Consider the following 14,076-nt stretch of genomic DNA (forward strand, 5'->3'; position numbering starts at 1 on the left):
ATCTTCGGTCAGGAAGGTCTGGAACGTGCTGAGGTCCGGCGCGACACATTTTAGGACAAAATCCACCTCGCCGTTGAGCATGTGGCACTCACGCACCAAGGGCCATTCGCGGCAGCGGTCTTCAAACGCAGACAGATCGGCTTCGGCCTGGCTCACAAGCCCAACCATCGCAAAGACCTGCACTTCAAAGCCCAAGGCACGGCTGTCGACATCCGCATGGTAGCCGCGAATGTAGCCTGCGTCCTCAAGGGTGCGCACACGGCGCAGACACGGCGGTGCGGAGATGCCGACTCGTTTGGCAAGCTCCACATTGGTCATGCGGCCGTCAGCCTGAAGTTCTGCGAGGATTTTGCGATCGATGGGATCTAGCCGGTGTCCGGGCATGTAGCTCGTCTCGTTGGTCAGTTTTGCGGTTGTTATATCACTTAAGGTCGTGTGCGCAATAATGTTTCGTGTTAGCGCAATATCCTTTTACGGATTTCTGCACATGGGTGTTTTTGCAGACCGTGCGTTTCACTTTTGGGTCTTGGGCTTTTCCTGATGCACGCGGAGGGCTATATCGGCTAGCGACTAAGACTTTGCAACGCGGAAAGGTGCCTTTCATGGCCGACACTAAACACACCAAGGTTCTGATTATTGGGTCCGGGCCTGCGGGTTATACGGCGGGCGTGTATGCCAGCCGCGCGATGCTGGAGCCGGTGCTGGTCCAGGGCATCGAGCCGGGTGGGCAATTGACCACCACAACTGAGGTGGAGAACTACCCCGGGTTCACCGAGGTGCAGGGACCAGACTTGATGGTCAAAATGCAGGAACACGCCCAAGCGATGGGCTGTGAGATCATTGGCGATATCATCACTGATCTGGATTTGAGCGAACGTCCGTTCAAAGCCAAAGGCGACAGCGGTACATTGTACACGGCGGATGCGGTGATCCTAGCGACCGGTGCACGCGCGAAGTGGCTGGGTCTGGAAAGTGAAGAGGCGTTCAAGGGCTTTGGTGTCTCAGCCTGCGCAACCTGTGACGGGTTCTTTTATCGCGGCCAGGAGATTGTGGTTGTCGGTGGTGGCAACACTGCTGTTGAGGAAGCGCTTTTCCTGACCAACTTTGCCTCTAAAGTGACTCTGATCCACCGCCGTGATGAGCTGCGCGCGGAGAAAATCTTGCAGGATCGCCTGTTCAAGAACGAGAAGATCGAAACGCTGTGGTTCCATCAGCTGGAAGAGGTGGTTGGCGACGACATGCCCAAGGGTGTGACCGGCGTGAAGGTAAAGCATGTGGAGACCGGGGCGATCACTGAGATTCCTGCAAAAGGTGTGTTTATTGCAATTGGGCACGCGCCAGCCAGCGAATTGGTGAAAGATCAGTTGGAGCTGCACAACGGTGGGTATGTGCAAGTTGAGCCGGGTACGGCCAAAACCTCCATCCCGGGTGTATTTGCGGCGGGCGATTTGACGGACCATGTGTATCGACAGGCGGTGACCTCGGCGGGCATGGGCTGTATGGCGGCGCTGGATGCAGAACGATTTATCGCCGAAAACGAGTAAGCTTTGGCGAAAACGGGATTGGACGGGGTCGCTTGGGCGGCCCCGTTTTTTTTTGAGGCTGTGCGCAGATGCGCAGGAGGCTGCGCCTTGACCAAGGGAGTGGGGTTGGCCAGTCTCTGAGGCAGGGACCCCAGACAAAGGACGGCACCGTTGAACAGATTGTGGCAAGGCAATTGGCGCACCAAGGCGCGCATTGTGTCGGGGTTGATCCTGTTTTGTTACGTGCTGTGGCATTTCTTCAATGTGGGGTTGGGGCTGTTTTCGCTGGAGCTGATGCATGGCGGGCAGGAGCTATTGGAAGAGCTCACAGAGGGCGCTCTTGGTGGTCTGGTTCTCTACGGCGCGCTGCTGACCCATATGGGGTTGGCGCTGTATCGTTTGGCGCGCAAGCGCACCTTGCGCATGCCGGTGTCCGAGGCGGGGCAGGTGATTTTGGGGCTGTTGATCCCGCTGTTGCTGATGACCCATATCGTGCACACGCGGGTTGCGGAGAACCGGTTTGAGGTGGAGCCAGAGATGGGCTTTATCGCCGGTTTGATCTGGAATTCCTCCAGTGGCTGGCAACAGGCGGCGTTGCTTTTGGTAGTGTGGACCCACGCCTGTATCGGCTTGCACATGTGGTTGCGGGTGTTGCCATCATGGCGGCGGGTGGTGCCGCTGATGTTGTCTCTGGCGACGTTGATACCAGCCTTTGCGCTGGCCGGTTTTCTGGTGCAGGGGCGGCTTCAAAACGCGCGTCTGTTTGATCCTGTGGGTGGCGCGGCTTTGCGGGAAAGTTATGGCTTTCCGACAGCAGAGACTTTTGCGCGGCTGGCAGAAATTCACCGGGCCGGATTGGCGATATTTGCGGGCCTTGTTGGGCTCACAATGGTGGTGCACTACGGACGTCGTTTCATTGGGGCACGGCGGGCGGTGCGCATTCGCTATGTGGATGGACCGGAGATTTCAGGGCAGCCGGGCATGACACTTTTGGAGATGTCACGGGTGGCCGGCGTGCCACATATGGCGCTCTGTGGTGGGCGTGGGCGTTGCACCACGTGTCGGGTGATTGTCGAAGAGGGTGGTGACTTGTTGCATCCGCCGGAAAAAGCGGAAGCGGATAGTTTGGCAGCGGTGAACGCGCCGCCCAATGCGCGGCTGGCATGCCAGTTGCGGCCTAAAGAGCCAGCCACGGTGCTGCGGGTGTTTCGCAGTGACGGGCAGCAGGCGCGGGCGCATCAGAGTCTGGGGCAGGAGCGGCGCTTGGCCATTCTGTTTCTGGACATGCGCAGCTTCACCGCCCGCACCACGGGCCAGCTGCCTTATGATGTGGTGTTTCTGCTCAATCGGTTTTTTGATGCCATTGTGCCGTCGATCACCGGTGTTGGTGGCACGGTGGACAAATATCTCGGCGATGGGCTGCTGGCGGTGTTTGAGCTCGACAGCGAGGCGACTTCGGCGCAGGCGGCGATTGAGGCGGCGGCGGGGATAAGCTCGGCCCTTCAGGTGTTCAATCAGGCGCTCAAGGCGGAAAATGCACAGCCCGTGGCAATTGGCATCGGAGTGCATCTTGGTGAGCTGGTGTTGGGCGAGATTGGCGCGGTGAACCTCGCGCCGCGCACAATCATTGGCGACACTGTGAATGCGGCCAGTCGCCTTGAAGGGCAGACCAAGACATTGGGCGTGGAGGTGTTGGTGAGTGCGGCGGTGTTGCGGGCCGCTGGCCATGATCCGGCGGCGTTTGATCTGGTTACGCTGGAGTTGCGTGGGGTGGCGGCGCCTGTAGAGGCTTTGGCGCTGAAGCGGGCGGCGGCTTTGCCTGCGGTTTTGAAAGCGCAGGTCGTAGAGGTGTGATGCTATGCTGCGTTGCAGCAATGCAACGGCCGCATGTTTGCTATGCGTCGGTCAGATAAAGCTTTGAGAATTTGCCAAACCACCCTATGTGTTCACGCGTGAACACACTTTGAGTCGTTTGTTATGTCGCTTCAGACCGCCAAACCCACTTCAGATGAGGAAGACGTGCTCTTCCGCCTTCTGCGCCAGCTTGATCAGGCGCCGGACGCATCTCAACGCGCCACTGCGGCGGCTGTGGGGATTTCTTTGGGGCGTCTGAATGCACAACTGCGCGCTGCGGCAGAAGCCGGGTTGATTACTATTAGTGATCGCGCAGGCCCGGACAAACGACAGAGGTTTGCCTATTCACTCACCCGGCGTGGTGCGGTGGAAAAAGTGCGGCTCACAGATCAATTCCTCGCCCGCAAGCTCGCAGACTACAACGCGCTGCACGCGGAACTGACAGGCTCGGCAAGCGGCCTGGTCCCTATCAAACACAGGACACATCCAATGCAAAATAACCTGGCTCCTATTCCTGAGCTTTATGTTTCTTATGAGAGCGCTCAGAAGCTGAAAATTGAAGCGGCTGATCTGGTCAGCTGGGATCTGACTCCTCGTCAGATCTGTGACCTTGAGCTGCTGATGAACGGTGGCTTCAACCCGCTCAAAGGCTTCCTGACCGAGGAAGACTACACCGGTGTGGTTGAAAACATGCGTCTGGCGGACGGCTCTTTGTGGCCAATGCCAATCAACCTGGATGTGTCCGAAGAGTTCGCGGCTGGCCTCAAAGACGGTCAGGACATCGCGCTGCGCGACCAAGAGGGCGTGATCCTTGCAACCATGACCGTGACCGACAACTTTGTGCCCAACAAAGCGCGCGAAGCGGAAATGGTTTTTGGCGCAGATGACGATGCACACCCTGCGGTGAACTACCTGCATAACCAAGCAGGCAAAGTGTACCTTGGTGGCCCGGTGACCGGCATCCAACAGCCGGTGCACTATGATTTCCGCGCCCGTCGCGACACACCAAACGAGCTGCGCGCCTATTTCCGCAAAATGGGCTGGCGCAAAGTGGTGGCGTTCCAAACCCGCAACCCGCTGCACCGCGCGCACCAGGAGCTGACCTTCCGCGCCGCAAAAGAAGCGCAGGCCAACCTGTTGATCCACCCTGTTGTTGGTTTGACCAAGCCGGGCGATGTGGACCACTTCACCCGCGTGCGCTGCTATGAGGCTGTGCTCGACAAGTATCCACAGTCGACTACCTCTATGTCTTTGCTGAACCTTGCCATGCGCATGGCAGGCCCACGGGAAGCCGTGTGGCACGGTCTGATCCGCGCCAACCACGGCTGCACCCACTTCATCGTTGGCCGTGACCACGCTGGCCCCGGCAAAAACTCTGCAGGCGAAGACTTCTACGGCCCGTATGACGCGCAGGACTTGTTCCGTGCAAACGAAGAAGAAATCGGCATCACTATGGTCGACTTCAAACACATGGTTTGGGTGCAAGAGCGCGCGCAGTATGAGCCTATGGATGAAATTCAGGACAAAGACGACGTCACCATCCTGAACATCTCCGGCACTGAGCTGCGTCGTCGTTTGGCGGAAGGTCTGGAAATCCCTGAGTGGTTCTCTTTCCCAGAAGTTGTGAAAGAACTGCGCAAGACCCGTCCACCACGGGCACAGCAGGGTTTCACCGTGTTCTTCACCGGTTTCTCCGGCTCCGGCAAATCCACCATCGCCAATGCGCTGATGGTCAAACTGATGGAAATGGGTGGCCGTCCGGTGACGTTGTTGGATGGTGACATTGTGCGGAAGAACCTCAGTTCTGAGCTGGGTTTCTCCAAAGAGCACCGTGACCTGAACATCCGCCGGATTGGCTATGTGGCATCCGAGATCACCAAAAACGGTGGTATCGCGATCTGCGCGCCAATTGCGCCGTATGCCACCACCCGTCGTGCGGTGCGTGAAGATGTTGAAGCCTTTGGTGCCTTTGTTGAGGTGCACGTGGCAACCTCGATTGATGAATGTGAACGCCGTGACCGCAAGGGCCTCTATAAGCTGGCGCGTGAAGGCAAGATCAAAGAGTTCACTGGTATTTCCGACCCCTATGACGTGCCAGCCAACCCTGAGCTGAGTGTGGAAACCGAAGGTGCGGACGTAGACAACTGCGCGCATCAGGTGATCCTGAAGCTGGAAAGCCTGGGCCTGATTTCGGCCTAAGGCTTCGGTTACTTAGAAACAGGAAAAGGCCCGCGTTTTGCGGGCCTTTTTTCGTTCATAGGACGACATCTCGTTTAGTTCTTACGTGTGGCGGCATGGGCGACATCCAGAATGTGATGGCCCATTGGTGCGATCAGATCGGCCTTCTGTGGACCTTTGGGGGCACGATAGATTTCCACGTCATTCTTTACCGTGACCTGTACTTTGATGTCGGCGAGGGTCTCTGGGTCAACCGCCGTTGGATCGTCGGACAGGATCACAAAGTCCGCCACTTTGCCCACTTCGATGCTGCCCTTCTGGTCCTCTTCAAAGTGCTGATAGGCTGGCCAGAGTGTCATGGCTTTGAGCGCGGTCATCACATCAACCCGCTGGTGGGGACCAAGGATGTCGCCGGAGCGGGTGCGGCGGGTCACGGTGGCAGACAGCACCCGCATGCTGTTGGGGAAGGCCACTGGCGCGTCGTGATGGGTGCCAAACATCATGCCCCGTTCGCGCACCCAGCCGGTGGGGGAAATGTTGTCGCCGTTTATCGGACCGACTGTGTGGTCGCGGTGCCAGTCACCCCAATAAAACGTGTGCATGGGGAAAAGCGACGGGAAGACATTGAGGCGCTGCAGGTCGGCCACTTGGTCCCTTCGCAAGAACTGGCCGTGGATCAACACGGGGCGGCGATCGGCCATGCCATGTTTTTGCTCGGCGGCGTCGATGGCCGCGAGCAACATGTCTGAGGCGCCTTCGCCGTTGGAGTGCGTCAGGATCTGAATGTTGTTGGCAAAGGCCCACGCGATGGCGTCGTTGACCTGATCTTCGCTGGCCGCAGCATAGCCTTTGTAGCCGGGGGGGTAGTTGCCGACTGGATCATAGTAGGGGCGATCACGTAAGGCGGTGAACCCTTGAGGGGAGCCGTCGATGGTGAGTTTGGCCCCGGCGATGCGCACGCCGTTTTCATAGGTGTCCGATTGGTTGGCGAGGATGTAGTCGCGGTCGACCAAAATGTCAGGGTAGATTGCTAAGTCGACTGGTAGCTCGCCAGCTGCGGCCACGGCGCGGGCGATTTCGGCAACTTCCGGCGTGGCGCGGCCTTCCTGCGCAGTTGTGTAGCCAAAGCTGGCCCAGAGTTGTGTGCCTGCGCGGGCGAAGGCTTTGAAGCCCTCCTCACCAACCCCGCCCATGAGCTTACCCAAGACGAGGAAAAAGGCGTTTTCTTCGAGGACGCCGTTGGGCGTGCCGTCGCTGGCGTAGCGGATCACCCCACCAGGCGGCGTGGGGGTTTCGCGGGTGATGTCGGCGGCGGCCAAGGCGGCAGAATTGGCGGCGCCAAAGTGGCCGGATTGATGCACAATGATGATGGGCACGTCTGTTGAGACCGCGTCCAGGTCTTCTTTGGTGGGGTGGCGCAGTTCGGCCAGTTGGGATTGGTCATAGCCAAAACCCACAATCAGGTTGGCGGCGTCAATGGCGGGCTGGTTGTTGGCGATCCATGCCCGCAGGGTGTCTTGCAGGGAGGCGATGTCCTGCACCTCGCCGTCCGGGGGGGCGAGCAGGTTGGCGGAGAGGGCTTGTAGACCGCCCATCACCGCGTGGCCGTGGCTGTCAACAAAGCCGGGCAACATGGTGCCGCCGTTCAGATCAAACACTTCGGTGGTGTCGTCCTGGTGGGCGAGCATGTCGGAGAGAGCTCCCACGGCGAGGATGCGCCCGTTTTTCACCGCCACAGCTTCGGCGCGTGGTGCGGCATCATTGATGGTGAGGATCGGGCCGCCGGAATAAATTGTGTCGGCAGTCTCCTCGGCAACAAGGGGCGCGGATAGAAAAGTGGAAAGCACAAGTCCGCCAAACGTGGCTGTCAAACGAGTCATCACAAAATCCTTCTGGGTTATGAGATGACTGTGCGGGGTGGGCTAAAACCTGTCAATCGTCGGTTGAGTACGGGGCTGCAAAAGGAAAAGGCCCGCCGAGGGGGCGGGCCTTTGTAGCAATCAAATAAAGATCAGCTTAGTTTGGGATCTCGGCGGTGATGCCTTCAACATAGAAGTTCAGACCGGCCAGACCGTTGTCGCCATAGTCAGCAGCGGTTTCACCCTCTGCCAGCCATGCGGAGCCGTCCTGCTTGTTCAGCGGGCCGGTGAAGGCGTGGTAGGAGCCGTCTGCGAGGGACTCTTTCAGAGCCAGAGCAGAGGCTTTTACGTCAGCTGGAACCGCGTCGGAAATCTCACCGATGCCAACCATGCCAGCGCCAATGCCGTCCCATGTGGAGACTGATTCCCATGTGCCGTCCATGACAGCTTGGGTGCGGGCCACGTAGTAAGGTGCCCAGTCATCAATGATGGAGGACACGCGTGGGAATGGAGCGTATTCGCCCATGTCAGACGCCTGACCAAAGGTGATCACGTTGCCAGCTGCCTGTGCCGCGGCCTGAGGCGCGGTGGAGTCGGTGTGCTGCAGGATCACGTCAGCGCCTTGCTCGATCAGAGCTTTGGCAGCATCAGCTTCTTTGGCTGGATCAAACCATGTGTAGGCCCAGATCACGGAGAACTCGATGTCCGGGTTCACTTTCTTGGCGTGGATATAGGCAGAGTTGATGCCACGGATCACTTCTGGAATTGGGAAAGACGCGATGTAGCCAACTTTGTTGGTTTTGCTCATGTGGCCTGCGATGTGGCCCTGAACGGCGCGGCCTTCGTAGAAGCGTGCGGAGTAAACGGATACGTTGTCAGCTTGCTTGTAGCCAGTTGCGTGCTCAAACTTCACCTTTGGGAATTTTTTGGCAACGTTGATGGTTGGGTCCATGTAGCCAAAAGAGGTGGTGAAGATCAGGTCTGCACCTTGAAGGGCCATCTGAGTGATCACGCGCTCAGCGTCAGCACCTTCTGGCACGCTTTCAACAAAGGTGGTTTCCACTTTGTCGCCAAATTTGGCTTCGACAGCCTGACGGCCTTTGTCGTGTTCATAGGTCCAGCCGCCGTCGCCCACTGGGCCGACGTAGACAAAACCCACTTTGGTGGTGTCGGCCATGGCGGTGGTTGCCAGACCCAGCGCAACAGCTGCGCTTGTCAAAAGTTTGGTCAGTTTCATTTTGGGAAGTCCCCCTGTTGGTGGCAGTTTTTTATGTGGTGCCTCATTGTGAGGCGTGGAAGGTGCGGCCAAGAGAGGCGGGTGCGCCGCTTTTGTCAGCCGACATAATAACCAGAACGAGGATGGTTATCAGATAGGGCGACATTGCCAAGTATTCGACTGGGATGGCAATACCCGCCGCCTGTAGATTGAGCTGTAAAACATTGATTCCGCCGAAAAGATAGGCTCCCAGCAGGACGCGCCACGGCTTCCAACTTGCGAAAACCACCAGCGCCAGAGCAATCCAGCCGATACCGGCGGTCATGCCTTCGGTCCATTGTGGGACGCGGATCAGCGAAATATACGCCCCGCCGAGACCGGCGCAGGCACCGCCAAACATGATCGCAAGGATGCGCACCCGGATCACGTTGTATCCCAGCGCGTGGGCGGCGTCGTGGCTTTCACCCACAGCGCGCAGGATCAGACCACCGCGGGATTTCTTGAGGAACCAAAACACAGCTCCGGTCAAGGCGATGCCAATGTAGAGCACAGGATCGTGGCTGAACAGGATCGGGCCAAGCACCGGGATGTCAGACAACACCGGGATATCAAGCTTGGCCATGGCCGGGGGTTTGACGCCCACATACGACTGGCCCATCAGCGCCGAGAGGCCGAGACCAAAGAGTGTGAGCGCGAGACCGGAGGCCACTTGGTTGGCCAAGGCAAATTGCGTCAGAAAGGCAAACAGCAATGAGAGCACAGCGCCGGCGATCATCGCGGCCACAAGGCCCAGCATCGGTGAGGTGGTTTCCACCGAGATAGCAAAGCCTGCAATTGCGCCGATGATCATCATGCCTTCGACACCGAGGTTCAGAACCCCTGCGCGTTCGACAACAAGTTCACCGATGGCAGCAAGCAGGAGCGGGGTGGCTGCGACCATCAGAGAGGCGATCAGCAGGACGGGGTTGATAGCGGAAAGATCCATTATGCGGCTCCCTTGGTTTTAAGCACCACGCGGTAGTTGGTCAGCAGGTCGAGGGCGAGCAGGAAGAACAATAACATGCCTTGGAAGACCTGAATGGCGGCGGACGGCAAGCCAAGGTTGCCTTGTGCCAGATCACCGCCGACGTAGGTCAGCGCCATAAGCAGGGCTGCGAGCAGGATGCCAACCGGGTGCAGACGGCCGAGGAAGGCCACGATGATCGCGGTGAAGCCATATCCAGACGCGAAGTCGATGTTGATTTGACCGGAAGGGCCGGTGACTTCGAAAAATCCAGCCAGCCCAGCCAATGCACCGGAGGTGCCGAGACAGAATAGGATCAAGCGGGTGGGATTCACCCCTGCAAATCGGGCCGCGCGAGGAGCTTCGCCGGTGAGGCGGATGTTGAAGCCAAGGATGTGGCGGTTGAGCAGGATGTAGGAGAAGATCACTGCGATGAAGGCAAAAGCCATGCCCCAGTGCAAGCCCGCGGCCTCGTTGATCCAGCTGCTGCCTGCGGCAAAGTCAGAGAAATTGCGGGACCCCGGGAAACCCATGCCTTCGGGATTGCGCAGCAGGCCAAGGGACATCGAAGCCAAGAGCTGATCGGCCACATAGACCAGCATCAGAGAGACCAGGATTTCATTGGTGCCAAAGCGGACTTTCAGAAGGGCGGGGATCATGCCCCAAGCCCAGCCACCCAGCGCGCCAGCGACGATCATCAAGGGGAAGATCAGGCGACTTTCGGTGGGGTAGAAAGCCAGACCGACAGCGGCGCCACAGATCGCGCCCATGATGTATTGGCCTTCGGCCCCAATGTTCCAGATGCCAGCTTTGAAACCCAATGACAGGCCAATGGCAATCAGCACCAGTGGGGCCGCTTTCACCAGAAGCTGGGGGCGGTAATAGAAGGCAAACTCGCCAAACACCGGATCCCAGAAGATGGTGCGGATGGCTTCAATTGGGTTTTTGCCCAGCACCGAAAACAGTAGCCCGCCCATGATCATGGTGATGATCACCGCGATGATTGGGGTGGAAAGCGACAGGGCGCGGGACGGGGTGGGGCGTTTTTCCAGCGCGATCATGCGCTTGCTCCTTCTTTTTCTTCTTCGCCAACATGGGCAACTTCCATACCGTGGGCGCCGCCCATCATCAGGCCAATTTCATCAATGGAGAGACCTGCGGCCGGGCGGAGATCGGACAAGCGCCCCTCGTTCAACGCGCCAAAGCGGTCTGAGATTTCCATAAGTTCGTCGAGGTCTTGGGAGATCACCACAATCGCGGCGCCCCCTGCGGCCAGATCCAGCAATGCTTGCCGGATCGAGGCGGCTGCGGCGGCGTCCACACCCCATGTCGGCTGATTCACCACCAGCACTTCGGGGCGCTGTAGCACTTCGCGGCCGATCACAAATTTTTGCAGGTTGCCACCAGAGAGCGCGCGGGCGGCCACATGGTTGCCCGGTGTGCGCACGTCAAACTCTTTGATGATGGTGTCGGCAAATTCGGTGGTCTTGGACCAGTTCACAAAGCCATTGTTGGTCAGCCCTTCGCGGATCGCGCCGGTCAGCAGGGCGTTTTCCGTCAGGCTCAGATCTGGCGCGGCTGCATGGCCCAGGCGCTCTTCGGGCGCGGCAAGTATGCCCAACTCGCGGCGGGCGTTGGGGCCAAGGTTGGCCACATCTTGTCCATTGACCTTGATTGAATCCGGCCATGTCAGAGACTCACCCGACAAGGCGGCCAGCAGCTCGTCCTGACCGTTGCCCGCGACACCGCCGATGCCAAGGATTTCACCTGCGCGCACCGTGAAGTGAATATTCTTGAGCGTCGTGCCATAGTCGTTGGTCGGCTCAAGCGTGAGCCCGGAGACATCCAGCACAACGTCGCCCGCCTTCTCCGTGGTGCGGGTTGGGGTTTGCAATGTGTCGCCCACCATCAATTCCGCCATGTCGCGGGCGGAGGTGTCTGCGGGCACACATTCGCCAACATTTTTGCCAAGACGCAGAATGGTGGCGTGGTCACACAGGGCGCGAATTTCTTCGAGTTTGTGGGAGATGTAGAGGATCGAGGTGCCCTCAGCTTTTAGCTTGTTCAGCGTCTGAAATAGAATTTCGACCTCTTGTGGGGTCAGAACCGAAGTCGGCTCGTCCATGATCAACAGCTTGGGGTCTTGCAGCAGGCAGCGGATGATCTCCACCCGCTGGCGTTCCCCGGCGGAGAGGTCACCCACGGTGCGGTTGGGATCAAGCGGCAGGCCGTAGGTTTCCGACACACGGCGAATGCGGCGGGCGAGGTCGCGCATGGCGGGTGGGTTCTCCATGCCAAGCGCCACGTTTTCCGCAACAGACAGCGCGTCAAACAGTGAGAAGTGCTGAAACACCATCGCCACGCCTGAGGCGCGGGCGGCTTTGGGTTCGGGCGGGGCAAAGGGTTGTCCGTTCCAGGTCATGGTGCCGCTGTCTGGCTTCACCAAACCATAGATCATTTTCACAAGCGTGGATTTGCCGGCGCCGTTTTCGCCAAGCAGGGCGTGCACCTCATTGGTGCCGATGTCGAATGAGACATCGTCATTGGCCACCACGCCGGGGTAGGTTTTGGTCAACCCCTTGATGGAGAGTAGTGGTGTGCTCATGTCTGTCCCCCTGATTGCGGAAGCTGCACTCCAAGAAGGCAAAACCGCTGTAATTCTTACGCTTTCACACTAGAAACTGGCTTGCTGTGCTTGCAAGGTAAACTTCTGTGGCGCCAATGACTCTGGGCACCAACGGCTTGCGCGGCGTCCGGTGGCAGCCTTCCATATCCTTGGTTTTTAAGGGTTAGGCCAGAGTATTTTCAAAGATTCGTAGAAAGAGTTGCAGGGCTGAGCCGCAAGCGTTTGCCTAAGATTCTCGCGTTTTTGCACCGTTTGATGCGTCCCAAAGGTGAGGAGAAGGGATTCTCAGAGTCGATTTCTCTTGGTTTACAGCTGATATAAGGTAGCTTGGAAGCATATACCGCCGATCACTTTTCAATTGATGCGGTCCTGTCGTCCGGGGTCGTTCTGTAATCTATTTGGGAGTAGTTGAATGAAGCCTGTTTGTTCCGCATTTTACCCCGTCACCCTGTCTCGCGCAAAAACCTGTGCTGCTGCACTGGGTACCGCCACCTTGCTTTTGGCTGCCGCGGGCAATGCGCAGGAAGTTCCCTCTAAGGAAGCCGCGGAAAGCGGCTTTGCTGATGCGCCGTATTCACCTTATGCCAACCGGTCATTCCCGACGTTTCCCCTGTGGGGCGAAACTCATTTGCACACCGGTCTGTCGCTGGACGCGGGCGCCTTTGGCAACATTTTGGGGCCGGATGATGCCTGGCGATTTGCCAAAGGTGAGCAGGTTGTGTCCTCCACCGGGCAACCCGTTCGGCTGAGCCGACCGCTGGATTGGATGGTACTGACGGATCACACCGACCTGATGGGCTTTGCCCCAGATTTGCAGGCGGGCAAGCCGGGAGTGTTGGCCGATCCAAAAGGGCGAGAATGGTACGAGGGCTATAAGAAAGGTGGCGCAGAAGCTGGGAAAACTGCGTTTGACCTGATCACCAACTTCTCGCAGATGACGTTGCCGGAATTGCTGGTGGAAAGCTACAGTCCCGGCGCTGATCCCTTTGCCTTCACCTGGGAAAAAATTGTAAATGCGGCTGAGGAGCACAATGATCCAGGGCGGTTCACAGCCTTTATTGGCTTTGAGTGGACCTCTGTGCCCAAAGGCTTCAACCTGCACCGCAACGTGATGTTGCGCGACGGACCAATGCGGGCCTTGCAAGTGGTGCCGCCGGTCACACAACCGCCTATGGGGGACACCGATCCGTTCCACCTTTGGGATTGGTTGGAAACCTATCAGGAAAAGACGGGCGGACGTGCGGTGGCGTTTGCGCACAACGGCAACCTGTCTAATGGCTGGATGTTCCCGACGGAAGACACCTACCACGGTGGCAAAGTGGATGAGCAATATGTGCAGCTGCGCGCCAAATGGGAGCCGCATTATGAGATCACCCAGATCAAAGGGGACGGGGAGGCGCATCCGTTCCTGAGCCCGGATGATGAGTTTTCGGACTATGAGAACTGGGACACCGGCAACCTCGATCTGACACAACTCAAAACCGAGGATATGCTTGGCCGTGAGTATGCACGTGAGGCGCTGAAACAGGGCTTGGCTTTGGAAAAGAAGCTGGGCGTGAACCCTTATAAGTTTGGTATTGGCGGGGCGACGGACAGCCACACGGGTTTGGCCACCGCCGAGGAAGAGAACTTCTTCTCCAAATCCGTGAGTGTGGAGCCGTCACCCACGCGAATTGAGCATCCGTTTATTGCCAGCGACCTGGGTCGAATCGAAGGGCACCAGCTTGTGGCGTCAGGCTACACAGCGGTTTGGGCGACGGAAAACTCCCGCTCTGCGATCTTTGATGCTTTCAAGCGGCGGGAAACCTACGCCACCA

10 protein-coding genes are annotated in these 14,076 nt (G+C 58.3%); 4 read left to right on the forward strand and 6 right to left on the reverse strand.

The features are described 5' to 3' along the window. Positions 1-384, reverse strand: a 384-nt coding sequence (locus tag QZ517_RS17070) for an Lrp/AsnC family transcriptional regulator (protein ID WP_294229199.1), incomplete at its 3' end; no start/stop codon positions are given. Between the two features lie 218 nt (positions 385-602). Between QZ517_RS17070 and trxB the strand changes: the two genes are divergently transcribed. The 3 genes from trxB to QZ517_RS17085 all read left to right on the forward strand — a co-directional run bounded on the left by trxB (position 603) and on the right by QZ517_RS17085 (position 5,576). Further along, positions 603-1,544 (forward strand): thioredoxin-disulfide reductase, encoded by a 942-nt coding sequence (gene trxB / locus QZ517_RS17075; RefSeq protein WP_294229201.1) that lies wholly within the window; start codon positions 603-605, stop codon positions 1,542-1,544. 150 nt (positions 1,545-1,694) lie between these two features. Then, entirely contained in the window at positions 1,695-3,377 is a 1,683-nt protein-coding gene (locus QZ517_RS17080) for an adenylate/guanylate cyclase domain-containing protein (RefSeq protein ID WP_294229204.1), read from the forward strand. A gap of 123 nt (positions 3,378-3,500) precedes the next feature. Continuing rightward, positions 3,501-5,576, forward strand: coding sequence for a bifunctional sulfate adenylyltransferase/adenylylsulfate kinase (locus tag QZ517_RS17085; RefSeq protein ID WP_294229207.1), 2,076 nt, complete (start codon positions 3,501-3,503; stop codon positions 5,574-5,576). 74 nt (positions 5,577-5,650) lie between these two features. Here the strand turns inward: QZ517_RS17085 and QZ517_RS17090 are convergent, their stop codons facing one another. The 5 genes from QZ517_RS17090 to QZ517_RS17110 form a co-directional block, all read right to left on the reverse strand. Further along, the gene (locus QZ517_RS17090) at positions 5,651-7,435 is read right to left on the reverse strand and encodes an amidohydrolase (protein ID WP_294229210.1); all 1,785 of its coding nucleotides are present in this window, start codon (positions 7,433-7,435) and stop codon (positions 5,651-5,653) included. Positions 7,436-7,571: 136 nt separating this feature from the next. Beyond that, entirely contained in the window at positions 7,572-8,651 is a 1,080-nt protein-coding gene (locus tag QZ517_RS17095; RefSeq protein ID WP_294229213.1) for a BMP family ABC transporter substrate-binding protein, read from the reverse strand. A gap of 43 nt (positions 8,652-8,694) precedes the next feature. Continuing rightward, a complete protein-coding gene (locus tag QZ517_RS17100) occupies positions 8,695-9,615 on the reverse strand; it encodes an ABC transporter permease (protein WP_294229215.1) in 921 nt (306 codons plus the stop codon). Next, positions 9,615-10,694, reverse strand: coding sequence for an ABC transporter permease (locus QZ517_RS17105; RefSeq protein WP_164645845.1), 1,080 nt, complete (start codon positions 10,692-10,694; stop codon positions 9,615-9,617). The genes QZ517_RS17100 and QZ517_RS17105 overlap by 1 nt, the downstream gene beginning before the upstream one ends. Continuing rightward, entirely contained in the window at positions 10,691-12,238 is a 1,548-nt protein-coding gene (locus tag QZ517_RS17110) for an ABC transporter ATP-binding protein (protein WP_294229218.1), read from the reverse strand. The genes QZ517_RS17105 and QZ517_RS17110 overlap by 4 nt, the downstream gene beginning before the upstream one ends. 433 nt (positions 12,239-12,671) lie before the next feature. Here QZ517_RS17110 and QZ517_RS17115 point away from each other — a divergent pair. Then, the coding region (locus QZ517_RS17115; protein WP_294229221.1) for a DUF3604 domain-containing protein at positions 12,672-14,076 on the forward strand (1,405 nt) is incomplete at its 3' end.

Source organism: uncultured Shimia sp., from assembly GCF_913054185.1.
Lineage (GTDB): Bacteria > Pseudomonadota > Alphaproteobacteria > Rhodobacterales > Rhodobacteraceae > Shimia.

Coding starts and splice junctions, on each gene's coding strand:
- trxB (WP_294229201.1), top strand. CDS start 603: ATGGCCGACACTAAACACACCAAGGTTCTGATTATTGGGTCCGGGCCT.
- QZ517_RS17085 (WP_294229207.1), top strand. CDS start 3,501: ATGTCGCTTCAGACCGCCAAACCCACTTCAGATGAGGAAGACGTGCTC.
- QZ517_RS17090 (WP_294229210.1), bottom strand. CDS start 7,435: ATGACTCGTTTGACAGCCACGTTTGGCGGACTTGTGCTTTCCACTTTT.
- QZ517_RS17095 (WP_294229213.1), bottom strand. CDS start 8,651: ATGAAACTGACCAAACTTTTGACAAGCGCAGCTGTTGCGCTGGGTCTG.
- QZ517_RS17100 (WP_294229215.1), bottom strand. CDS start 9,615: ATGGATCTTTCCGCTATCAACCCCGTCCTGCTGATCGCCTCTCTGATG.
- QZ517_RS17105 (WP_164645845.1), bottom strand. CDS start 10,694: ATGATCGCGCTGGAAAAACGCCCCACCCCGTCCCGCGCCCTGTCGCTT.
- QZ517_RS17110 (WP_294229218.1), bottom strand. CDS start 12,238: ATGAGCACACCACTACTCTCCATCAAGGGGTTGACCAAAACCTACCCC.